The sequence below is a fragment of the Kribbella sp. NBC_00709 genome (assembly GCF_036226565.1).
Lineage (GTDB): Bacteria > Actinomycetota > Actinomycetes > Propionibacteriales > Kribbellaceae > Kribbella.
On the sequence record NZ_CP108996.1, the window covers coordinates 7,302,977 to 7,325,480 of the forward strand.

Genomic DNA, 22,504 nt, shown 5'->3' on the forward strand with positions numbered 1-22,504 from the left:
GGTAACTGCACCAAGGAGGTAATTGAACCTCTCCCCCGGCGCCGCCGATCGTTGACCTCAGTTCATCGAGAGAGGCGATCACCATGGAACCGACGTACACAGCCGTTGCCACCTCGTCCGGCCGCGAGGCCCGTGCCGTCACCGCCGATGGCCAGCTGGATGTCCAGCTCGCCTTCCCGAAGGAGATGGGCGGAACCGGCGACGGCCTCAACCCCGAGCAACTCTTCGCCGCGGGCTGGGCGGCCTGTTTCTCCACTACGCTCGACCGCATCGCCGAGCGCCGCAACCTGGACGCGAAGGACGTCGCGGTCACCGCCGAGGTGAGCCTGGTCCCCGCCGACGGAAGGTTCACTCTGGCGGCCGTACTGCGGGTCGAGCTGCCCGACCATCTCCGCGGCGCAGCCGGTCAGAAGTTGCTCGAGGCAGCGAACTCCATCTGCCCGTACTCACGGGCCGTCGAGGGCAACATTTCGGTGGAGGTCGTCGCCGAATTCTGACTAGGCGGCGACTCCGTGTTTGGTCAGGAGGGCGTGCAGGGCGTCGTGACCCTGGGTGAAATCCCATTGTTCGGCGGGGAGGCCGGCGGTGCGGGCGCCGGTGATGTTGCGGGCGGTGTCGTCGATGAACAGGATCGTCGACGGGTCCGCGCCGATGCGGTCGGCGGCCCTGGTGAAGAACGCCGGGTCCGGTTTGGCCACGCCGAGGTCGTACGAGTAGCAGCTGACGTCGAACAGGTCGTCGTACCCGAGGACCGTGCGCATGTGCGCGCCTCGGTAGGACTCCTGATTGGTGCCGAGGTGTACGCCGTACCCGCTGCGCTTCAGCGTCCGCACGATGTCGAGCGACTCCTCGATGAGGACGATGTTCTTCCACACGGCGTCGTACACCTCGGTCGCCGGTCTGCTCACGCCGTACCGCACCAAGGAGGCTTCGAGGACCGGCAGGTAGTCGCCGCGGCCGGCGAGCATCGGCAGCTCGTCGGACCAGGTCTCGTGCAGGAATTCGCGAGCGCGATCCCCGACGTACGGCTCCATCGCCGCATACCAACCGCCCGGCAGATCCTGCAGCACGCCATCAGCATCGAACAACACGTGCCGAACCCCGGAACCAGGCATGCACCAGATCATGCCCCAAACCCGTCACCGATTCTGCACGAGTTTTACCTGGTGAGCGTCGGGGTCACGAACCCAAGCGAAGCGGAGCCGGCCGTCGGGCGAATCGGTTGGCGGTACGACGGGAGCCGCGCCGGCCGCCAATGCGTGGTCGTAGAAGGTGGCGACGTCGTCGCACCAGAAGACGATCTCGGTCGACGGCGTGCTGGACGCGGCAACGCCCAGGTCGACGAGCTCGTTGGCGACCTGGGCTGAGGTGAGGCCGATCCGGATACCGGCGGCTTCGACCTCGACGTGCTGAATGGGACCGGTTGCCGGAGCTCGGAAGGCTTCGGCGAGACCGAGGCGGGTGTAGAACGCCAGGCACGCATCGACGTCCGCACAGAACAGATTGACCTGGAGCTGGGCGATCATGCGAGCGAGCTTAGAGGCAGCCCGCGCCAACGAGGATCGGTTCCGTGGTTTGGTCGTCGGCTGGGCCGAGGTCGGTGTCCTCGGGTAGGGCGGGGGTGTCCTGTTGCTGGGGTTCGCCGTAGATCGCCGCGACGTAGATCCTCGGGATCACGCACATGGTGGGGGCATCCTTTCCACGGGAGAGGCGGCGGGTGCCGCCTCTCCGCTGCGGTGACAGAGCGTGATCAGGACGGGTCTTGCAGGATGCCCAGGATGTTGCCGTCAGGATCGGTCAGCGTGGCGACCAGGCGGCCGCCTCCGACGTCCTTGGGGGCGTCCTTGAGGGTGCCGCCGGCGGCGGTGATCTCGGCGATCTTGGCCTCGATGTCCGTGACGTGCCAGTACGCGGTCGGCGAGGTCATGTCGCTGTTCGGCACCAGTCCGATCTGCTGACCCTCGGCCTCGAACCCGACGTAGTACGGCGAGTCGGCCATCGGCTCCAGACCGAGCAGCGCGGCGTACACCGGCTTGGCCTTCTCGAGGTCGGTGACCGGGTGCAGGATCGTCTTGACGCCTTGCGTGGAAGTCATTTCAGCTTCTCCAAACTCGGGGTTTGTTTACTGACTGTCACGCTAGTCGCGCCGACCCCCCGGTGCTTCTTGATTCCTGACCGGTTAGCTGACGTACTCCGCGAGATGCTTCCCGGTCAGCGTCTTCGGTTTGGTGATCAGCTGCGCCGGGGTGCCTTCGAAGACGATCTTGCCGCCGTCGTGACCGGCGCCGGGCCCGAGGTCGATGATCCAGTCGGCGTGGGCCATGACGGCCTGGTGGTGTTCGATGACGATGACGGACTTGCCGGCGTCGACCAGGCGGTCCAGCAGGCCGAGCAGCTGCTCGACATCGGCAAGGTGCAGGCCGGTCGTCGGCTCGTCGAGGACGAGGATCCCGCCCTTCTCCCCCATGTGCGTCGCCAGCTTCAGCCGCTGCCGCTCGCCGCCGGAGAGGGTGGTCAGCGGCTGTCCGAGCGACAGGTACCCGAGTCCGACATCCGCGAGCCGCTCGAGGATCTTCTCCGCGGCCGGAGTAGCAGCCTCGCCGTCGGCGAAGTAGGCGAGCGCCTCCGACACCGACATCGCGAGCACCTCCGCGATGTTCTTCCCACCGAAGGTGTACTCCAGTACGGCGGCCTGGAACCGCTTCCCCTCGCACTCCTCGCAAGGAGACTCGACCGTCGCCATCACGCCGAGCTCGGTGTAGATCACGCCCGCGCCCTTGCAGGCCGGGCAAGCACCCTCGGAGTTCGCGCTGAACAGCGCCGGCTTCACCCCGTTGGCCTTCGCGAACGCCTTGCGGATCGGCTCCAGCAGCCCCGTGTACGTTGCCGGGTTGCTCCGCCGGGATCCGCGGATCGCGCCCTGGTCGATCGCCACCACGCCTTCGCGATCGGCGATCGAGCCGCGGATCAGCGAGCTCTTGCCGGATCCGGCCACGCCGGTCACCACGACCAGCACACCGAGCGGTACGTCGACATCCACGTCCTGCAGGTTGTTCGTCGAGGCGCTACGAACCTCGAGCGCGCCCGACGCCGAACGCACCGATGGCTTCACCGACACCCGGAAGTCCAGGTGCCGTCCAGTCAGCGTCCCGCTCGTCCGGAGCTTGTCGAGCGGGCCCTCGAACACGATCTCGCCACCACCGGAACCGGCTCCCGGGCCGAGGTCGATGACGTGGTCGGCGATCGCGATCGTCTCCGGCTTGTGCTCCACGACCAGCACGGTGTTGCCCTTGTCGCGCAGCTGCAGGAGCAGGTCGTTCATCCGCTGGATGTCGTGCGGGTGCAGACCGATGGTCGGCTCGTCGAAGACGTAGGTGACGTCGGTCAGCGACGACCCGAGGTGGCGAATCATCTTGGTCCGCTGCGCCTCGCCGCCGGACAACGTGCCTGCGGGCCGCTCCAGCGACAGGTACCCGAGCCCGATGTCGACGAACGCGTCGAGCGCGTCGCTGAGCGCGTTGAGCAGCGGCGCGACCGACGGCTCCTTCACGTCGCGGATCCAGGCGGCCAGGTCGGTGATCTGCATCGCGCACAGGTCCGCGATGTTCTTGCCCTTGATCTTCGACGACCGCGCCTCCGCGCCGAGCCGGGTGCCCTCGCAGTCCGGGCAGGTCGTGAACGTCACCGCCCGCTCCACGAACGCGCGGATGTGCGGCTGCATCGCGTCGACGTCCTTGGACAGCATCGACCGCTGGATCGCCGGGATCAAACCGAGGTAGGTGAGGTTGATGCCCTCGACCTTGATCTTGGTCGCCTCCCGGTGGAGCAGGTCGTGCAGTTCCTTCTTGGTGTACTTCTTGATCGGCTTGTCCGGGTTGAAGTACCCGGAGCCGCGGAAGATCCGGCCGTACCAGCCTTCCATGCTGTAGCCGGGGATCGTCAGCGCGCCCTCGTTCAGCGACTTGTTCTCGTCGTACAGCGCGGTCAGGTCGAAGTCGGTCACCGCGCCCATGCCCTCGCACCGCGGGCACATGCCGCCGGCGTACACCTGTTCGCGGACGACCTTCTTCTCGCCGGCGCCCTTGTCGGCCGTCATCGAGCCGGTCGCGGTCCGCTTCGGCACGTTGAAGGAGTACGCCGTGGGCGGGCCGACGTGCGGCTTCGCGATCCGGCTGAACAGGATCCGCAGCATCGCGTTCGCGTCGGTCGCAGTACCGACGGTGGAGCGCGGGTTGGCTCCCATCCGCTCCTGGTCGACGAGGATCGCGGTGGTCAGGCCGTCGAGTACGTCGACCTCCGGGCGGGCCAGTGTCGGCATGAAGCCCTGGACGAACGCGCTGTAAGTCTCGTTGATCAGCCGCTGCGACTCGGCCGCGATGGTGCCGAACACCAGCGAGCTCTTGCCCGAGCCGGACACCCCGGTGAACGCCGTCAGCCGGCGCTTCGGGATCTCGACGCTGACGTCCTTCAGGTTGTTCACCCGCGCCCCGGTGACCCGGATCATGTCGTGGCTGTCGGCAACGTGCTCGTCGCGGCTCATGTCCTTGTTCTCCAAAGTCGTTTCAGGAGGCCTGGTTGATCCGGACGTGGTTCCCGGCCGGATCCCGGAACGCGCAGTCGCGGATGCCGTACGGCTGGTCGATCGGCTCCTGGATGACCTCGGCGTCGGTCGCCTGCAGCCGCTCGAACAGGGCGTCGAGGTCATCGGTCTGGAGCACCACGGTGGCGTAGGTGCCCTTCGCCATCATCTCGGCGATGGTACGGCGCTCGTCGTCGGTGATCCCGGGATCGACGGCCGGCGGGGTGAGCACGATCGAGGTGTCCGGCTGCCCGGGCGGCCCGACCGTGATCCAGCGCATGCCCTCGTACCCGACGTCGGTGCGGACCTCGAAGCCGAGGACGTCGCGATAGAACTGCACGGAAGCCTCGGGGTCGGTGTGCGGCAGGAAGCTGGCGTGAATCTTGATCTCCATGGCGTCAAACTACGTGCCGGAGGTAGGAGATGCTTCTCGATTCCTGATCGGTCGCGTCACCTGTTTCGCGACACACGACGGGATGCCGAGGGTCGCGTCCGCCGCGCGCTCCTTGTAGACGCTCGGCGGCATGCCGGTCAGCTCGGCGAACCGGGTGCTGAACGTGCCCAGCGACTGGCAGCCGACCGCGAAGCAGACGTCGGTGACGCTCATGTCACCGCGTCGCAGCAGCATCATCGCCCGCTCGATCCGCCGCGTCATCAGATACCCGTACGGCGACTCTCCGTAGGCGCGCTTGAACTCGCGGCTCAGATGCCCGGACGACATGTGCGCGCCACGGGCGAGCGCCTCGACGTCCAGCGGCTGGGCGTAGTCCCGGTCGATCCGGTCCTTCACACGCCGCAGCCGCGCCAGATCCGCCAGGCGCTGCTCGTCCGCCGTACCGCTACTCACCGTACAGATCCTGCCATGTCAGCCAACCGAAGTCATTCGGCCGGCCGGCAGACCGCCGGCGGATCAGCGACCGGCCACCGTGCCGGACTGCTTCGTCGCGGCCGGGCCGGCGCTCGCAGGCCGCGCCCCTGCGCCGCCGGTTCGTTCGCCTGCCGCTGCCGCTCGCGGCGCGGGCTGTGCCCCGAGGGTGTGCTGGACGCTCCGCGCAAGGTCGTTGTCGTTGCCGGCTTCCAGGGTCGCGTTCATCGCCTTGACCCCGGCGTCCGCCGTGGCGTAGCCGAGGCGGTAGGCGAAGTTCTGGTCCTCGTCGCCGACGGCAGGCGAGCTTTCGTACCGGCCTTCGAGCAGACGCTGGCTCATCGCGTTGCGTACGTCGGCGATCTTGTCCGGATCGGGCCGGCGATACTCCCCAGGCGCTCCGCGGTCCGCGGCCTCGACGATCGACGTCGCGGACGCCGTCAGCGTCTCGCCGACGTCGCCCCGGGCCATGTAGGCCCGCACGTTCGGCAGGAATTCGGTGTTGTCGATCCAATGACCGACGTTGTCGGGGCGGATGTACTCCTCGGCGAGCCGTTGGGCGAACCCGTCGGAGAGGTCGCCGAGCGGGCCCTTCGGGAGGTCGGCCCAGCGTTCGTTCTGGCGCCATCCCATGCTCACCGCGGCGCTCGCGTTCATCACCGCGTCGGACCAGGTGACCTCTTGCCCGTCCTTCTCGTACGCGCGAAGCTGCATCGCAGCGCCAGTGGCATCGAGCGCCCGGCGCCACCAGGCGTCCTCGGACGGGTTGCGGTGCGAGCCTGATTCGACGTGCGGCTGTGACATCGGCGTCCTTCGGTAGTCCCAGATCGGCGACGACAAGATGTCACACGGGTGGGTCAGCGGCCGGTGGTGCCGTCGAGCTGTTCGCGGATGATGTCGGCGTGGCCGGCATGGCGGGAGGTTTCGCCGATGACGGCGAGGAGGGCCCAGCGCAGGTTGTGGGTCTTGCCGTTGCGGGTGACCGGGGTCTCCGGGTCGCCGAGCTTCGCGATGATCTCGTTGGAGGCGGCGCAGGCGGCCCTGTAGTCGGCGCGCAGCGTCTTGAGGGACACATCGGGGTCGACCTGCATGGAGCGCTTGCCGCGGGAGGCCTTGCCGCCGGCCGCGATCTCCTCGATCCAGAGGGACTCGACGAAGGTCAGGTGCTGGACGAGGCCGGCCACGTTCGTCCCGGAGCCGACGGTGCTGCGGCGCGCGTCCGCCTCGCTGAGGCCGGCCAGCTTCTTCAGTACGCCGGCCCGCAGGCCGTCGAGGGTTTCCACCAGCTGTTCGAGTTCAGTCATGTCTTGCAGGGGCCGATCGTTGCGACGAGACCGTGGTGATCCGATTTCGGTACTTGGTACCAGCCGGTGTCGTCCGAGCACCAGCCCGGCTTCATGAACAGGTGGTCGATCCGGACGAACAGGGCGGCCCATCTGGCGATCTGCGACGGCCGGCCCCAGCCGTTCAGCATCGCGTCCTCGAGCGGATCAGCCAGCACCCGGTAGTCGCGGCCGCGGTCGGTCGTGTTGAGGTCGCCGGAGATCACGAGCGGGTGGTCGTCGCGCGCCGCACGCAGGGCGAGTTGCTCGATCAGCCGATGGTGATTGGCGACGGTGGTCTCGTACGGAACGGAGTCCGCGGGTGCGTCGTACGACGATCCGCCGGACGTGTACCACGGCTTCGGCACGTGGACCGCGAGCAGATCGAAGTCGCCCGACGGCGCGTGGACCCGGAGCATGTACCCGGGAAGATCGGGCCCCGGCTGCTCGAGCACCGTCAGTGGCCAGCGGCTGAACACACCGACCGCCGGACCGTTCCAGTCCGCCACGTGCTCCGGGTACGCCTCGGACAGCCGCTCCGTCAGCGGTTGCCCGATCTCGGAGATGACGAGTACGTCGGCCTTCTGCGCGATCAAGTTGTCGGCGCCTTCGAGCTCGCCGCTGCCGATGTTGGCCGCGGCGAACCGTACTGCGCGGCTCGGGTCGACCGTTCCCGTCCCGTGCGGGATCCACGGCCCGACCGTACCGACGATCCCGACAAGCAGCGTTGACACCGCGAACGCCACGGCCGCACGGCGCCGGCGCCCGAGGACGCCGACGACCAAGGCCGTGGCCAGCGTCAGCATCGGCAGCAGGATCGCTGCCACGTCCGTGACCACGCCGAACCGGTCCCGCAGCAAGAACCATGCCCACGGCAACAATCCGGCGATGACAATTCCGGTATAGCGCCCCGTTCGAGACGGAGTGCCCCCCACCCCTACCTCAGTCCCCTCCACCTCACCAGGCTATGTCACCGCACCAGGAAACTAGCGGGCCCAATTCAGGTAGGCGACATTGGCGAGGAGCCAGCCGAAGCCGATCGCCTGCTGCCCGTCGCGTTCCGGGGTCGGCTGGTAGCGGTTGTAGAGGGCGAGACAGTGTGCGTGGACCTGCGGGTCCCACGCGTTCGCCTGCATCCAGCGTGGTGCCTGCTGCGCGACCGAGGCCGCGCCGATCGCGCCGCCGGCGACGGTGGTGTGGATGGCGGGCAGTCCGTCGGCATCCGTGGTCGCCACGTTCTGGGTGAACGTCCGCGCGATCCGGGCCATGTCCTGACCTGTGAACGCCAGCCGCGCATGGAACGCCCGGACGGCGAACTCGACGTCGATCGCCCCGTGGCTGATGTCCTCGAACTGGCGGGCGGGTCCGCCGGACGGCGTGAAGATCGAGAGATCGCTCTCCGGGTTTCCCGTCTTGGTGAATCCCTCGTAGATGTGACCGCCGGCCGGCCAGTAGTGCCATTGACAGGCGTCGCCGGCGTCGACCGTGAGCTGACCCGCGAGCATGCGCCCCATCGCGGCGACCTTCCGCCGGTACCCGCGATCACCCGTCGCCAGTGCGAGCTCGACCAGGGTCTGACCGAGACCGACCGACTGGTTGATCGGCTGCTCGCACCCGTCGTACGCGAGCGGTTGGCCCTTCGGCCAGACCAGATAGCCCCCGTCGCGGTACTCCCAGTCGTGGACCGCGACGGCCTCGCGGCAGGCGGCCAGGTACTCGACGGCCTTCCGCCGGTAGCGCCGGCGCAGGATCGGTGAGCTCAGGACGATCCGGGCGAAGCTGGCGATCGGGTACGTGATCATGCCGGTGTGAACGGCGAAGATCACCGGCTCGCAGTGCATCTCGTACGAGCCGAGCCGGGGTACGTCGCCTGCGCGCGGAGCCGGCCTTCGGTCGACGGCGGTGAGCTGCAGCGGTCCCGGGGCGGCCGTGTAGATCCGGCTCACCGCGTAGTCGGGGCTGGCCGGATCGAGAGAAAGGTCGGAGAGCGTTACCGTGCGGTTCACGAACGTGTTCACGAGTTGGACCGTGAACGTGTCCGCGTGAGTCCCAGCGGTAACGGTGATCGTCGTGTCCTCGGCGTACGAGAGCGCTTCCCGGAGATCGAGCAGCGGCTGACCGTTGCCGTCGGCAAGTGTCGCGTAGCCCGTCGTGTACGGGTGGTCCGCGCGCCACGCGGGCAGTGACAGACCGCGGTAGTCCGTCACGCCTCGCTCGCTGTCGCGGACCGCGAGCACCTGATCGATGTTGTCGACGAGGCGATCGAGGTAGTACGTGTCGCGGTACGTCTCATACATCCGGACCAGCCCGAGCAGCACGTACGACTGGCTCCACGCCAGCATCCCGGACCGGCCGTCGCGGTTGGTGTTGTCGTTCGGCTGATCCGGCTGGCCGGGCCCGCCCTGCTGGAAGAGCCGGTCCCAGTCGTCGAACGTCTGGCGGGCGGTGTAGTCGATGCCATCGGCGTACGCCGGGAGCGCGGTGAGTCCCGTTGCCGCGACCGCGCCGGCGGCTGTCAGGCGGAGCACGTCACGGCGGGTCGGGCGGATATCAGGCATGGCGGGCGGCCTCCGGCTGGTGTGGGCGGGTCAGCAGGGGACCACCATTCTCCCGTAGGGAATCGATTTACGGCAGGTCGAGCGTCAGTGGTAAATCGTTGAGGAACTCGACGGCGTCGAACATCGCGCCGGCCGATGCCACCCCGTGCGCGCGCACCTCGCCGGCCAGGATCCGCCGTACGGCGCCGACCGCGAGCGGCGCCGAGATCGCGTAGATGTCCTGCCCGCGGGCCGTCGCCCGACGCTCCTCGCCGCCGGTGCGGATCCGGACGTCGACGGCGAAGGCCTGGTCCGAGCGACCGAACTCGTCGACGGCTGTCGGCGCCGGGGTGTCGGTGTTGAACAGATCGCCCGCGGCCTCGACCGTCATGTAGGTGCGCACCTCGGGTACGGCGAGATGGCTCGGGATCGTGACGACATCGGCCATCGTGAACTCCGGGATCACGCGACGCCGCCCGAGCGGCTCCGGGAACGTCCAGTCCTCCGGCACCGGCTTGTCGTCGTGGTACTGGAGGGCGCCCGCGGTGAAACGCAGACGACGGCCGTTGCGCAGGTCGTGCGAGACCTGGCCGGCGGCCCGGGTGCCCGGAGTCGGATGCCAGCTCGTCAAGCCGTAGGCGACGTGCACCTCGTCGGCGGCGGTGCGCTCCCCCAGCGCCGCGGTCGCCAGCAGGTCGCCGAGGCCGCCGTAGAACGCCACCGCCGGCACGACGAGCGTGTCGCTGTGCCTGGCGTACGTCGACAGGTTGGCCTCGATCTCGGCCGCGACGTCGACGTACGGGATGCCCGCCCGGGCGGCCGCGTCGATGATCGGGGCCCCGGTCGCGGCGAACGGGCCGGCGCAGTTGATTACCGCGGCGGCGTTCTTCAGCGCCTGATCCAGTGCTTGCGGGTCGTCGACCGAGGCCGGGCGGATCTCCAGGTCGCCCCAGGTCGATTCGAGGGCGGCCGCGTTCCGGCCGGATACGACGGTCGGGAGGCCGCGGCGCAGCAGTTCCTCGACGACGAACCGGCCGGTGTGACCGGTTGCTCCATAGACAACGACAGCGTTCATAGGTCGAGTGTCGCCGTACCGGAGGTGGGGGCGTGAGAGTCCGGAACGACACCATCCGTACACTTTCGGACATGCACACTGTCGCGGTTGCGACCGCCGGGCACCTGCTGCACTTCGAGCTCGGGATCGCGTACGAGATCTTCGGCAACCCGCCACCCGGGGCCGACGAGTGGTACGACGTACGCCTGTGCGGACCGGGATCGGTCCAGGTCGGGCCCTTCACCGTCGAACCGGACGACAGCTTGGAGCGGTTGGCGAGCGCTGACACGGTGATCGTTCCGGCGCTGGCGGATATCGACGAGGCCCCATCAGCCGAGCTGGTCGCCGCCGTTCGGTCCGCTTACGAGTCCGGCGCACGGATCGCGTCGCTCTGCACCGGTGCGTTCGTTCTGGGCGCGGCCGGGTTGCTCGACGGCCGGCGCGCGACGACGCACTGGGGACATGCGGACGCTCTGAGCGCCCGGTATCCGCAGGCCATTGTCGATCCGGACGTGCTCTACACCGACAACGGGAACATCCTGACCGCGGCCGGCAAGGCGGCCGCGGTCGACCTGTGTCTGCACCTGATCCATCTCGATCACGGTGCGACGGTCGCGAACACGGTCGCCCGGCGCCTCGTCGTACCGCCGCATCGGGCCGGTGGACAGGCGCAGTTCGTCGCGACGCCGGTGCCGGTGAGCGGCGATCACACGCTCGCGGAACTGCTCGCGTGGGTGCAGGAGCGGTTGGACCAGCCGCTGACCGTCACCGATCTGGCTCGGCAGGCGAACACCAGCCCGCGCCACCTCGGTCGCCAGTTCCGCGCGGTAACCGGCCAGACGCCACTCCAATGGCTCCTGACCCAACGAGTCCGCCGGGCCCAACAGTTGCTCGAGGCCACCAACAACAGCATCGAATCAGTAGCCACCGCCACCGGCCTCGGCACCGCCACAACCCTCCGCCGCCAGTTCAAACGCGTCGTGGGCATCCCGCCCAACACCTACCGAACCTCCTTCCGCAGCACCTAGCACCTGACTAGGGTTGCCGGCATGGACAGCTACCCGCGACGGATGCATACCGCGCTGGATGCGGTGGATGCTCGGGGATTGGCAGAGTTCTACCGGGTTCTGCTGGGGTTGCGGTATCGGCCTGGGGACGAGGCGCCGGCGGACGGTTCGGCGGACGACGCCAGCTGGCTCGTCCTGGTTGACGAGGACGGGACCCGGCAGCTCGCGATCCAGCAGGTCGACGAGTTGGCACGGTCCACGTGGCCGTCGGCGGAGGTGCCGATGCAGCTGCACATCGACTACGCCGTACTCTCGCTCGCCGAGCTCCATCGGCATCGGGCCCGCGCCGAGGAGCTCGGCGCGACGCTGCTGTACGACCGTGAGGCAGATGGGAACGAGCCGCTCTACGTCCTGGCCGACCCAGCCGGACATCCCTTCTGCCTCCTGGTCGGGGTTGTGTGAGTTGAACACTGCGGCATTGGCGGAGTTGCGGGAGTTGATCGTCGGGGCCGTTGGGCTCGAAGGAGCGATCGACGGGTTGTTGTTGTCGGTGGTCGAGGCACCGACGCCGCCGACGGCTGGGCTGGCTTCGCCGACGTTCGCGTTGGTGGCGCAGGGGCGGAAGCGGTTGGCGCTCGGAGAGCAGGTTTTCGAGTACGGCGCCGGCGACTATCTCGTGGTGTCGGTGGATCTGCCGGTGACGGGGCACTTCGTCGAGGCGTCGAAGGACAAGCCTTGTCTGGGCGTCGGGCTCGAGCTGCGGCCGGAGCTGATCGCCTCGCTGCTCCTCGACTCAGCCGAGAAGCCCGGTGCGCCGGTACGCGGACTCAGCGTCAGCCAGGCGCCCGCGGAGCTGGTCGACGCGGTGATCCGCCTGCTCCGCCTGGTCCACCAACCCGACGACGCCCGCGTCCTCGCACCGCTCGGCCAACGCGAGATCCTGTGGCGCCTCCTGCGCAGCCCGCAAGGTGCAGCGGTCCGCGAGATCGGCCTCGCCGACAGCAGCCTGTCGCACGTCGCCCGCGTGATCAGCTGGATCCGCAACCACTACACCGAGCCGTTCCGGATCGAGGACCTCGCCGCGATGGCCGGCATGAGTACGTCGGCGTTCCACCGCCACTTCCGTACCGTCACCGAACTCACCCCGATCCAGTTCCAGAAGAAGATCCGGCTGCAGGAAGCGCGGCTCCGGGTCGTGGGGCTCGGCGAGGATGTGACGAGTGCCGGGTACGCCGTGGGGTACGACAGCCCGTCTCAGTTCAGCCGCGAGTACCGCCGTGAGTTCGGTACGCCGCCGAGCCTGGATCGAGCAGGATCAGGCAAGCCGCTGCGAGAATTGATCTAACGGAATCGCCGTCGCAGCGCATCTACTGGTGAGGTACCTGTTCCTCACTCAGTAGGAGTTGTGCACGATTATGCAAGTAGCTGTGATCACCGGCGGAAGTTCCGGCATCGGCCAGGCAGCCGCGTTCGAGCTCGCGAAGCGCGGTACGGCCGTCGTCGTCACGTACCGCGGCAGCCGCGAACGCGGCCTGGAGACGGTCGAGCGGATCGAGAAGGACGGTGGTACGGCGGTCGCGCTGCCGCTGGACGTCTCGCGCCCGGAGACGTTCGCGGAGTTCAGGTCCGCGCTGACCGACGTACTCGACCAGTGGGACCGGACCTCGTTCGACTTCTTCGTCAGCAACGCCGGTGTCGGGCAGCATCCGGTGATGTTCGAGGACACGACCGAGGACCTGTTCGACCAGATGGTCGACGTCCACCTCAAAGGCCCATACTTCCTCACCCAGACGCTCCTGCCGTTGATCGCCGACCACGGTTCGATCGTCTACACGACCAGCACGTCCGCGCTCCCGTCGGCGCGACCGTCGCCCGGGTACTCCGTCTACGCGAGCGTGAAGGGTGCGCAGATCGTCCTCACGCGCTACCTCGCCAAGGAGCTGAGCGCCCGCGGAATCCGGGTCAACGCCGTCGCTCCCGGCGTGACCCGGACCCGCCTCGGGGACGACGCGTTCGCCCAGCACCCCGAGCTGATCGCGCCGATCGCCGAACGCACCGCACTCGGCCGGATCGGTGAGTCGGACGACCTCGGCAAGGTCATCGCGTTCCTCGGCTCCGCGGACTCGGGCTGGATCACGGCCCAGACTGTGGAAGCCTCCGGCGGCTACGAGCTCTGATTCCAGGCGTCTCCCCAGCTCGCGTCGCGTGCGATGCGGTATGCATCGGACGACTTCGGCACGATCATCTGTTGAGCGGCGCCGGCCGACGTACAGAGATCGAGTACGACGCGGCCTTTCGGTTTGGCCGGTCTGCGGATCACCCGAGCCGGCGCTGGCCGGACCGGATGGCGCGTGGCGACGACGTAGCTGAACCTCTCTTCTTCGTAGTTGCGGGTGCCGTCTTTCAGTACGCGATGCAGTTCGGTGCGGGGCAGACGGGCGGCGAAGTGGCACCAGTCGGTCGGGCACGGGCCTTCGTGCGGGCACGGCGCGGCGATCCGGAACCCGTGTTCCAGCAGCAAGTCACGGGCGTCGAGGGTACGGCGATGGCCGTGCGGCGTACCCGGTTCGACGAGGACGATCGTCGTCGCGGTCCGGGCCGCGGCGTGGATCAGGGTGCGCCGTGTCTCGGCGGACAGCTCGTTGAGCACATAGCCGATCGTGATCAGATCCACCGACTCGGCCGGCTCGCGCTGGTCCGGCCGGCTCGGCCTGCTCCACTGGCGGAGGTCTGCGGTTGTCCAGCGCCAGCGGTTGCCTGCGGCAAGTTGTTTGCCGAGGCGGATGGCGGCCGGCTGGCGTTCGAGGATCTCGGTGGAGATCGTCGGGTCAACGGATGCGGCGGCCCAGGCGGCGGCGCCCGTTCCGCCGCCGAGGTCGAGGTGCGTGGTGAACGATGCGTCGACATGACGCTCGGCCGCCGACAGCGCGGCGTGCAGGGCGCGGAACGTCGCCGGCATGCGAATGACGGCGTACGCGAGAGCGTCCAGGTCGTCACGCATTCCGGGAGAACAGTCGTCGATCTGCTCGAAGCGGTAGCGGTTCGAGAGCGCAGTGACCCGCCGGCGCAGCTCGTGGTGCGGGACGCCGTCGAGAGCACGTGCGAGGGCAGCATGAAGTTGGGTGTCCACGGAGGACATGAGTGAGCTCCGGTTCGGTCGGCACGGAGTACGCGCTGGGTGAATTCAGCGCACACGTGATCCGCGGCCAGACGCCGCGACGCACCAACCGGTCCGGAGACGAGCTGTCAGAAGGCAGCAGAGGAGGGGATGGCGCGGAACCGGATAACCTTGCAAGCCATCATGCACCTCCTCGGATTCAGCCCGACGGTAGCAGAGCTGCAGTCGGCGCGCGGCCTATTTACCGGCCCGCCGAAGTACAGAGACAGACCTTGTTGCCCTGCGGGTCCGCCAGCACGGTGAACGCCGGCGCCTCGTCGTCGTACACAACTTTGCCGCCCGCGGCGAGCCCGGCCTTGATGCGCTCCGGGATGACCTCGGAAGGCAGCCACAGATCCAGATGGAACCGCTGCCGCGGAGTCGGATGCGGAGAGGTCCCCTGGAACCAGACATTCGGGATCCGTCCGGTCGGGTCGAAGATGTCGTGGCCCTTGAACGAGTCGGTCGTGCCGGTGAGGACCGCCGCCCAGAACGGACCGATCGCGGGCAGATCGTCGGTGTCCAGCGCGATCTCCAGCTGCGCCACGGCGGTCGGGTCGGCCGTCAGTCCGTGGTCGGCCGCGATCGCGCTGATCTGCTGCGCGACCGCTTCTTCCCGGCTGGAGACATCGACGAACGTCGCGCCGAGCCGCAACTCCGGTACGACATCAGCCGATGAGCACGCCTCGCCCACGGCCTGCACGAACCCCGCTCCCTCAGCCAGCGAAGCAGTCACGAACCTCGTCTGCAGCGCTTGAACCATCTTCCGCCAGTCCGCGAGCACCATGTTCTTCACCCACGCAGTATGGCGAGATCGCGCTCGGCGTACATCCGGTGGTGCCACTCCTCGCCCAGGATGCAGCCGAGGCACCGGCTGACCTCGAAGCTCTCCGACTCCGGGTAGCCCGGCTCGATCACGGGCACGGTCCGCTCGGTCAGCTGCTCGTCGGTCAGCTCGGCGAACACCTCCCGTACGGTCCGCATCCGATCGGCCCGCAAGGCGAGTACCTCGTCCAGCGACGGGCGTACGGCGCGGTCGCGCGGTACGCCGGGGATGTCGGGCATCTCGTCGTGGGGCAGATCGAGCGGGTCCCACGGAGCCGGATCGCCCAGGAAGGCCCGCCGTACCCACGCGTCCGTCGCGAACACCAGGTGCCGCTGCGTCTCGATGAACGACCACTCGCCATCGACCGACTCGTGCAGCTTCTCCTCCGGCATCGCCCGAGCGGCCCCGACGGTCTCGGCCCACAACCGCTCGAGCAGCGCCCACGCCTCCCGGTAGCCGTCGGCGTCGGTCGGGCTCATCTTGAGGCGATCGGGATACAACCGGTTGAGCTCGGCATCGATGAGCGGTACGACGTCCACGCCCCAGACCCGCAGGTTGTGGATATCACCGTCGATCGACACATCGACCACTCGCGCGCCGCGGATCGTGACACCGGTCAGGTCGACGTTGTCGAACACCGCCTCCCGCAGCCGCACATCCTCGAACCGCGCCCTGCTCAGATCCTGCTGCTTGAACTCGGCCACCGGACCACCTTCCCGCGAGCGCGTTCAGACCCGCAAGGCGTCCGGTGTGACCGAGTCCGTGATAGACCTGCTGGCGGCTGCCGGTACGGCGTCGCACCCGGCTGACCACCACCGCCATTTTGACCGAACGGAGCGGCATGTACCGCAGGCTCGTCCTCAAGCTGTCCGGGCAGGCGATCGCCGGCCCCGCCGAGTTCGGTTTCAGCAGCGACCGGCTCACCCACCTCGCCAACGAGGTGATCGCCCTGCGTGCCACCGGCGTACAGGTCGCGGTCGTGGTCGGCGGCGGGAACGTGTTCCGCGGCAACCGGGCCGAGGACTGGGGCATCGACCGGGTCGAGGCGGACAACATCGGGATGCTCGGCACCGTCATCAACGCGGTCCTGCTCCGCGGCCGGCTGGCCGCGCTCGGGGCGCACGGGGTCCGGCTGATGACGGCGATCCCGATCAACAACCTGGCCGAGCCGTACATCCGGCTCCGCGCGCTCCGGCACCTGGAGAAGGGCCAGATCGTCCTGCTTGCCTGCGGCAACGGGCAGCCGTTCACCACGACCGACTACCCGTCGGTGCAGCGGGCCGTGGAGCTGGAGGCCGATGCGTTGCTGGTCGCGAAGAACGGCACGGACGGGGTGTACGACGCCGATCCGAACAAGAACCCGGATGCGCGGCGGTTCGACCAGCTGAGCTACAGCGAGGTGATCGATCGAGGCCTCGGGGTGATGGACCAGACCGCGTTCATCCTGGCCCGCGACCACCACCTCCCCCTGCACGTCTTCGACATCGACCGAACCGGCGCCGCCTCCTCGATCGTCAACGGCACCCAGGTCGGCACAATCATCAACTGAGCTCGCGAGCGATCGTGTCGAGATGCGGCTGGAACCAGTCGCCGCCGGCCCGGTGCTCCGCCTGCAACGCCATCAGCGACCACAGGACGCGGTAGAAGGACAGCGTTCGTTCCGGTACGTCGATCGCGCCGTACCCGGCGAGGAAGGCGGACGTCGCCGCCGGACCAGCCATCGAGAATCTGGCCAGATCGAACAGCGGATCGCCGTACATGACGTCACCCCAGTCGAGGATCCCGGTCAGCTGATCGTCAACGGCGTACAGATGCCGGGGGTGAAGGTCGCCATGCAACAGCACTGGCTTCACGCCGGCAACACTCTCGACGAACGCCGGCAACACCGCCCGGAGCCGCTCTGCGAGATGAGTGGGGAGCACGCCAAGGTCCCCCAGCGCCACCCGCAACCGCTCACCCCAAGAAGCTGACGCATCCACCAGCGTGTGCACCCGCCGCACACATTCACCAGCCTCCCGAAGAACGGTGCTTGGGTGCAGACCTGCTGGCAGCGGGACGCCTGCGAGCTCTGCGGTGATCAGGTACGGCGGGTTGAGATCCAGCGCGACCACGTGTGGTGCCGGGACGTTCACGGAGTGGGCGAGGGTGCAGGCCTGGGCTTCCTCGGCGGCGGTGGCGCTCAGTTTCAGGTAGTAGATGCCGGCGGGCGTGTGCAGGCGGAAGGTCTGGTTGCCGGCGAAGCCGTTCACGGACTCGACCTGGGTGATCGGACCGACGTGTGGCGAGGCGAGGGCGACAGGGTCCAGCACGAGGGTCAGCTTAGGGAGGTTGTAGGGATGGGCTAAATGGTTTGTTTCGACCCGGTGGGGGTTGGTGTACTCGGGGTCGTACGAGCAGGTGTCTAGTCAAGGAGTCCGTCATGCGATCTCGCTTCATGTCTGTTGCTGATCGGACTGTCACCTGTTCAAAGGACATGAAGCTGCGTGGAAGTACTGAATCTTGGGATCCTGGCGCATGTTGACGCCGGAAAGACCAGCCTGACCGAGCGGCTGCTGTACACCGCCGGTGTCATCGACGAGGTCGGTAGCGTCGACGACGGCAGCACCCAGACCGACTCACTCGCCCTGGAACGCCAGCGCGGGATCACGATCAAGTCGGCGGTCGTCTCGTTCGCGATCGGCGACGTGACGGTCAACCTGATCGACACCCCGGGCCACCCGGATTTCATCGCCGAGGTGGAGCGCGCGCTCAGCGTGCTGGACGGCGCCGTCCTGGTGATCTCGGCCGTCGAGGGCGTCCAGGCGCAGACCCGCGTCCTGATGCGGACGCTCCAGCGTCTGCGCATCCCCACCCTGATCTTCGTGAACAAGCTCGATCGATCGGGAGCGCAGTACGACGGTGTCCTGCGCCAGATCGCGGCGAAGCTGACCCCGGCGATCGTCCCGATGGGCGAGGCGACCCACCTCGGCACGCCCCAGGCGACGTTCAAGCCGATCGTGCAGGAGAACACCCTCCTGGAGGTCCTCACCGAGCAGGACGAGGACCTACTCGCCCGGTACGTCGACGACGAGCCGCTGTCGCCTGACACGCTGCACCACGCACTCACGACCCAGACGCATCAAGCGCGAGTGCACCCGGTGTACTTCGGGTCGGCGATCACCGGCGCCGGCACGGACACCCTCAGCGACGGCATCCGCGACCTGCTCCCCCGCGCCCGTACGGACGCAACCCCACTCGACGGCTCCGTCTTCAAGGTCGAACGCGGACCGGCCGGCGAGAAGATCGCGTACGTCCGCCTGTTCTCCGGTACGGCGGACGTCCGCGACCGGGTCCGCTTCGGCGAGCACGAGGCGAAGGTCACCGCCCTGCAGGTCTTCGGCACCTCGGCGCGCACCGCGGGCGCCGGCCAGATCGCGAAGCTCTGGGGCCTGGCCGAGGTCCACATCGGCGACCGCATCACCGATGTGCGGAACATTTCGGGCACCGAGCGCCCATTTGTTTCCGCACACCAGGAGTACTTCGCGCCGCCCACCCTCGAGACCGTCATCTCCGCGCGGAGGCCGTCCGACAAGGGGAACCTGCGGGTCGCGCTCACCCAGCTCGCCGAGCAGGACCCGCTGATCAACCTGCGCCAGGACGACCTGCGCCAGGAGACCTACGTGTCCCTGTACGGCGAGGTGCAGAAGGAGGTTATCGAGACGACGCTGGCGACCGAGTTCGGGATCGAGGTCGATTTCCGCGAGACGACCACGATCTGCATCGAACGGATCGTCGGCGCCGGGGCTGCTGTCGAGTTCAACAAGAAGGACCCGAACCCGTTCCTGGCCACCGTTGGCCTGCGCGTCGAGCCCGCACCGCTGAACGCCGGCGTGAGTTTCGAACTGGAGGTCGAGCTCGGCTCGATGCCGTACGCGTTCATCAAGGCCGTCGAGGAAACGGTCCGCGAAACGCTCCACCAGGGCGTCCACGGCTGGCAGATCCCCGATGCCCACGTCGTGATGACGCACTCGGGGTACTCCGCTCGCCAGAGCCACGCCCATGCCGTGTTCGACAAGAGCATGTCCAGCACGGCCGGCGACTTCCGCAACCTCACCCCGCTGGTCCTGATGACGGCACTCCAAGAGGCAGGGACGACGGTGCACGAGCCGATGCATCACTTCCAGCTGGAGATCCCGACCGACACGACGCGGGCCGTACTCGCGGCCCTCGCCCGCCTCCGGGCAATCCCGCAAGTCCCCGCCCTGGCCGCGGAAACCTCAACCCTGGAAGGAGAAATCCCCGCGGCCGCCGTGTACGAGCTCGAGCAGCAACTCGCCGCGCTGACCCGCGGCGAAGGCGTCCTGGAATCGGCGTTCGAGCGCTACCAACCGGTCACCGGCCCGATCCCGGACCGGTCGCGCACCGACCACGACCCGCTCAACCGCCGCGAGTACCTGCTGCACATTCAGCGACGGGTATAGGTGCCGTGCACAACGGTCGCGCCGAGGTCGTCGTCCGCGACGACCTCGGCTTCCAGGCCGTGCTCCACCATCACGGCCTGCGCGACAGGCGCCTGGCCCTCGCTCGTCTCGGTGAACAGATGCCCGCCCGGCGCCAGCCACTGCGGTGCTTCGGCAACAACTCGACGCAGTGTCTCCAGGCCGTCCGCACCGCCGTCCAGCGTCACATGTGGCTCGTACAGCCGAGCCTCTGCCGGCAGCAGCCGGATCTCGCCCGTCGGCACGTACGGAACGTTGGCCAGCAGTACGTCGACCCGACCACGCAACCGCTCCGGCAAGGCCGCGAACAGATCACCTTGAGAGACCGTCCCGCCGACCGGGTCCAGGTTGCGACGGGCGCACCGAACAGCGGCGGACTCGATGTCAGCGGCGTACAAGGACACCTCGCGCTCGGCAGCGACCGCCGCTCCGAGCGCGCCAGAGCCGCAGGCGAGATCCACCACGACCGATCCCGCAACGGTCACCCGCAACGCCTCCGCCACCAGGAACTCGGTACGGCGACGCGGGATGAACACACCGGGATCGACGACGATCCGCAACCCGCAGAACGACGCCCAGCCGACGACGTACTCCAAGGGCTGCCCGGCGACCCGCTGGTCGACCATGGCCGTCAGCTCGGCCGCATCCCGCGCGGTCTCCGCGATCAGCGCTGCCTCGTCCTCGGCGAACACACACCCGGACGCACGCAACCGCTCGACAACACGACCGAGCTCGACAGCAGGAACAGACACGGGCCCCCTTCGAAAACGAACGCAGCCTACCCGAACGCGTTCACTCCGGTGAGCTCGGCCGAGACCGTCCACAACCGGGTCGCCGACGCCGGGTCGATCGCGTACGGGCGGACGCCGGGAGCGTCGTCGGTCGAGACCTCGGCGATCTCGCAGTCCTCGCAGAACACGCCGCCGAGGCCGTCGAGCTGGGGCGAGGTCGCGGCCCAGACCTGGGTCGCGGCGCCCTGCGCCGGACTCTTGAACGCCGTGCTCAGCGGGTTGCCGTCCTCGTCGATCCAGCCGAAGTCGACCATCTCCTGCTTCTCCAGGTGCCGCTGCAACGGCGTCAGGATGCCGCCCGGGTGCAACGCGAACGCCCGGACACCGGAATCCTTGCCGAGGGCATCGAGCTGGACCGCGAACAGCACGTTCGCCGTCTTGGCCTGCCCGTAGGCCTGCCACTTCTCGTACCCCTGACGGAACTCCAGGTCGTCCCAGCGGATGTCCGACCTGCGGTGCCCGGTCGACGACACGGACACGACCCGCGCGCCGCCGTCGGCGACGATCGCCGGCCACAGCCGGTTCACCAGCGCGAAGTGCCCGAGGTGGTTGGTCGCGAACTGCGCCTCCCAGCCGGGTCCGACCCGCGTCTCCGGGCTGGCCATGATCGCCGCGTTGTCGATCACGATGTCGATCGGCCGGCCGGACGCGAGGAACCGGTCCGCGAACGCCTTCACGCTGTCCAGGTCACCGAGGTCCAGTTCGTCGATCTCGACGTTCTCGATGCCGGCCAGCGCCTCCCGCGCCGCATCCGGCCGCCGAGCCGGTACGACGACGTACGCGCCGGCCTTCGCCAGCGCCTTGGTGGTCTCCAGACCGAGACCGGAATATCCACCGGTGACGATCGCCAGCTTGCCGATCAGGTCGATGCCGGCAAGAACCTCGTCCGCGGTGCTGTCGTGCCCGAACCCCGAGCCGATCTTGTGTTGTGCGCTCATGGAGTGAGCGTACGAATTAGAGCTCGCTCTAGGTCAAGTCCGTGAGATGCGGATCTTCCCGTAGCGACTCCACCAGCCGCTGCAGTGCCGGGTTCGGATTGTCCGGACTCCAGCACGCGTGCAGCGTCACCGAGTGCGCATCCGCCGGGTCCAGCTCGCGGTACCGGACGCCCTCGACCCCCATCGCCATGATCGAGCGCGGGATCAGCGCACACCCCAGTCCGGCCCGGACCAGGGCGAGCATCGTCGGGACCTGCGAGGCCAGCTGGCTGACGGCGTACCGATCCATCCCGATCATCGCCGCGCAGATGTCGTGCAGGTACTGCGATCCCTCCGGGCTGTACCCGATGTAGTCGTCGGTCGCGTCGACGAGCGACACCGGCCCGTCCCCAGCGGCCAACGGATGCGATGCCGGTACGGCGAGCACCAGGTCCTCCGAATGCACCAGCATCGACTCGAACTGCGCCGGGATCGGCGGCCGCACCAGCCCGAGGTCGATCTCCAGGTTCGCGAGCGCCTCGAACTGTGCCGGGCTCACCAGCTCGGTCAGCTCGGCGGTCACCCCGGGCGTCCGCTTGCCGACCACGGTGAGGAAGTCCGCGAGTACGGCGTACGCCCCGATCGCGGTGAACGCGAGCCGCAGCGTCCCGGTTGTGCCGTCGGCGGCGCGGCGGGTCGCTTCCGGGGCGACTTCGAGCAGGGCGAGGACGCGCCGAGCATGCTCGAGGAACACGTCTCCGGCCGCCGTCAGCCGGACGCCGCGGCCGGTGCGGTCGAACAGGCGGACATTGAGCGTGCGCTCGAGGCCCTGGATCTGGCGGGTCAGCGGCGGCTGGGTCAGGTTCAGCCGCTGAGCAGCGCGACCGTAGTGCAGTTCTTCGGCGACGGCGACGAACCCGCGGAGCTGCTGCAGGGAGAGATCCATGCCCACACGGTATCGGTTCATTCAG

Annotated in this window: 26 protein-coding genes; 7 read left to right on the top strand and 19 right to left on the bottom strand. The window is 68.3% G+C overall.

Translation table 11 applies throughout. The features are described from left to right. Positions 1-83: 83 nt before the first annotated feature. Positions 84-497, top strand: a complete 414-nt coding sequence (locus tag OHA18_RS35685) for an Ohr family peroxiredoxin (protein ID WP_328999776.1) — start codon at positions 84-86, stop codon at positions 495-497. On the opposite strand, the gene OHA18_RS35690 is transcribed toward OHA18_RS35685, so the two are convergent. The 12 genes from OHA18_RS35690 to OHA18_RS35745 all read right to left on the bottom strand — a co-directional run bounded on the left by OHA18_RS35690 (position 498) and on the right by OHA18_RS35745 (position 10,378). Then, the gene (locus OHA18_RS35690; RefSeq protein ID WP_328999777.1) at positions 498-1,115 is read right to left on the bottom strand and encodes an HAD family hydrolase; all 618 of its coding nucleotides are present in this window, start codon (positions 1,113-1,115) and stop codon (positions 498-500) included. It lies immediately after the preceding gene. 24 nt (positions 1,116-1,139) lie between these two features. Next, entirely contained in the window at positions 1,140-1,526 is a 387-nt protein-coding gene (locus OHA18_RS35695) for a VOC family protein (protein ID WP_328999778.1), read from the bottom strand. Positions 1,527-1,536: 10 nt separating this feature from the next. Further along, positions 1,537-1,683 (bottom strand): hypothetical protein, encoded by a 147-nt coding sequence (locus tag OHA18_RS35700; RefSeq protein WP_328999779.1) that lies wholly within the window; start codon positions 1,681-1,683, stop codon positions 1,537-1,539. Positions 1,684-1,750: 67 nt separating this feature from the next. Next, a complete protein-coding gene (locus OHA18_RS35705; protein WP_328999780.1) occupies positions 1,751-2,095 on the bottom strand; it encodes a VOC family protein in 345 nt (114 codons plus the stop codon). An 84-nt stretch (positions 2,096-2,179) separates the two neighbouring features. Then, on the bottom strand, positions 2,180-4,540 hold the full coding sequence (locus OHA18_RS35710) for an excinuclease ABC subunit UvrA (RefSeq protein ID WP_328999781.1): 2,361 nt from the start codon (positions 4,538-4,540) through the stop codon (positions 2,180-2,182). 22 nt (positions 4,541-4,562) lie between these two features. Beyond that, positions 4,563-4,973: a VOC family protein gene (locus OHA18_RS35715; RefSeq protein ID WP_328999782.1), complete on the bottom strand. Its 411-nt coding sequence runs from the start codon at positions 4,971-4,973 to the stop codon at positions 4,563-4,565. Positions 4,974-4,982: 9 nt separating this feature from the next. Further along, entirely contained in the window at positions 4,983-5,426 is a 444-nt protein-coding gene (locus tag OHA18_RS35720; protein ID WP_328999783.1) for a helix-turn-helix transcriptional regulator, read from the bottom strand. A gap of 63 nt (positions 5,427-5,489) precedes the next feature. Further along, positions 5,490-6,248 carry a hypothetical protein gene (locus OHA18_RS35725; RefSeq protein ID WP_328999784.1) on the bottom strand — a complete coding sequence of 253 codons (759 nt, stop codon included), beginning with the start codon at positions 6,246-6,248 and terminating at the stop codon, positions 5,490-5,492. 53 nt (positions 6,249-6,301) lie between these two features. Next, complete coding sequence (locus OHA18_RS35730) at positions 6,302-6,748, bottom strand: DinB family protein (protein WP_328999785.1); 447 nt, start codon at positions 6,746-6,748, stop codon at positions 6,302-6,304. Further along, on the bottom strand, positions 6,745-7,626 hold the full coding sequence (locus OHA18_RS35735; RefSeq protein ID WP_328999786.1) for an endonuclease/exonuclease/phosphatase family protein: 882 nt from the start codon (positions 7,624-7,626) through the stop codon (positions 6,745-6,747). Before OHA18_RS35735 ends, OHA18_RS35730 begins: the two co-directional genes overlap by 4 nt. Before the next feature lie 126 nt (positions 7,627-7,752). Continuing rightward, complete coding sequence (locus tag OHA18_RS35740) at positions 7,753-9,324, bottom strand: hypothetical protein (protein ID WP_328999787.1); 1,572 nt, start codon at positions 9,322-9,324, stop codon at positions 7,753-7,755. A 67-nt stretch (positions 9,325-9,391) separates the two neighbouring features. Continuing rightward, complete coding sequence (locus OHA18_RS35745) at positions 9,392-10,378, bottom strand: saccharopine dehydrogenase NADP-binding domain-containing protein (RefSeq protein ID WP_328999788.1); 987 nt, start codon at positions 10,376-10,378, stop codon at positions 9,392-9,394. A 71-nt stretch (positions 10,379-10,449) separates the two neighbouring features. Between OHA18_RS35745 and OHA18_RS35750 the strand changes: the two genes are divergently transcribed. From OHA18_RS35750 to OHA18_RS35765, 4 genes are all read left to right on the top strand, one after another. Beyond that, the gene (locus tag OHA18_RS35750) at positions 10,450-11,385 is read left to right on the top strand and encodes a helix-turn-helix domain-containing protein (RefSeq protein WP_328999789.1); all 936 of its coding nucleotides are present in this window, start codon (positions 10,450-10,452) and stop codon (positions 11,383-11,385) included. A gap of 21 nt (positions 11,386-11,406) precedes the next feature. Beyond that, positions 11,407-11,826: a VOC family protein gene (locus tag OHA18_RS35755; RefSeq protein ID WP_328999790.1), complete on the top strand. Its 420-nt coding sequence runs from the start codon at positions 11,407-11,409 to the stop codon at positions 11,824-11,826. Between the two features lie 16 nt (positions 11,827-11,842). After that, positions 11,843-12,709: an AraC family transcriptional regulator gene (locus OHA18_RS35760; protein WP_328999791.1), complete on the top strand. Its 867-nt coding sequence runs from the start codon at positions 11,843-11,845 to the stop codon at positions 12,707-12,709. A 70-nt stretch (positions 12,710-12,779) separates the two neighbouring features. Beyond that, positions 12,780-13,541, top strand: coding sequence for an SDR family NAD(P)-dependent oxidoreductase (locus OHA18_RS35765; protein ID WP_328999792.1), 762 nt, complete (start codon positions 12,780-12,782; stop codon positions 13,539-13,541). Here OHA18_RS35765 and OHA18_RS35770 read toward each other — a convergent pair. The 3 genes from OHA18_RS35770 to OHA18_RS35780 form a co-directional block, all read right to left on the bottom strand. Continuing rightward, positions 13,529-14,503, bottom strand: a complete 975-nt coding sequence (locus tag OHA18_RS35770; RefSeq protein WP_328999793.1) for a small ribosomal subunit Rsm22 family protein — start codon at positions 14,501-14,503, stop codon at positions 13,529-13,531. The genes OHA18_RS35765 and OHA18_RS35770 overlap by 13 nt on opposite strands. 220 nt (positions 14,504-14,723) lie before the next feature. Then, a complete protein-coding gene (locus tag OHA18_RS35775; protein ID WP_329006192.1) occupies positions 14,724-15,308 on the bottom strand; it encodes a VOC family protein in 585 nt (194 codons plus the stop codon). A gap of 5 nt (positions 15,309-15,313) precedes the next feature. After that, the gene (locus OHA18_RS35780; RefSeq protein ID WP_328999794.1) at positions 15,314-16,051 is read right to left on the bottom strand and encodes a DinB family protein; all 738 of its coding nucleotides are present in this window, start codon (positions 16,049-16,051) and stop codon (positions 15,314-15,316) included. 137 nt (positions 16,052-16,188) lie between these two features. Here OHA18_RS35780 and pyrH point away from each other — a divergent pair, with 137 nt between their 5' ends. Then, entirely contained in the window at positions 16,189-16,896 is a 708-nt protein-coding gene (pyrH, locus tag OHA18_RS35785) for a UMP kinase (protein ID WP_328999795.1), read from the top strand. Here the strand turns inward: pyrH and OHA18_RS35790 are convergent. Further along, positions 16,889-17,656: a phosphotransferase family protein gene (locus tag OHA18_RS35790; RefSeq protein ID WP_328999796.1), complete on the bottom strand. Its 768-nt coding sequence runs from the start codon at positions 17,654-17,656 to the stop codon at positions 16,889-16,891. The genes pyrH and OHA18_RS35790 overlap by 8 nt on opposite strands. A 174-nt stretch (positions 17,657-17,830) precedes the next feature. On the opposite strand from OHA18_RS35790, the gene OHA18_RS35795 reads away from it, so the two are divergent. After that, complete coding sequence (locus OHA18_RS35795) at positions 17,831-19,807, top strand: translation factor GTPase family protein (RefSeq protein WP_328999797.1); 1,977 nt, start codon at positions 17,831-17,833, stop codon at positions 19,805-19,807. Here the strand turns inward: OHA18_RS35795 and OHA18_RS35800 are convergent. The 3 genes from OHA18_RS35800 to OHA18_RS35810 are packed head-to-tail and all read right to left on the bottom strand — an operon-like array spanning position 19,792 to position 22,479. Beyond that, complete coding sequence (locus OHA18_RS35800) at positions 19,792-20,577, bottom strand: putative protein N(5)-glutamine methyltransferase (RefSeq protein ID WP_328999798.1); 786 nt, start codon at positions 20,575-20,577, stop codon at positions 19,792-19,794. The genes OHA18_RS35795 and OHA18_RS35800 overlap by 16 nt on opposite strands. A 26-nt stretch (positions 20,578-20,603) precedes the next feature. After that, the gene (locus OHA18_RS35805) at positions 20,604-21,554 is read right to left on the bottom strand and encodes an SDR family NAD(P)-dependent oxidoreductase (RefSeq protein WP_328999799.1); all 951 of its coding nucleotides are present in this window, start codon (positions 21,552-21,554) and stop codon (positions 20,604-20,606) included. 28 nt (positions 21,555-21,582) lie between these two features. After that, the gene (locus OHA18_RS35810) at positions 21,583-22,479 is read right to left on the bottom strand and encodes a LysR family transcriptional regulator (protein ID WP_328999800.1); all 897 of its coding nucleotides are present in this window, start codon (positions 22,477-22,479) and stop codon (positions 21,583-21,585) included. Positions 22,480-22,504: the final 25 nt, after the last annotated feature.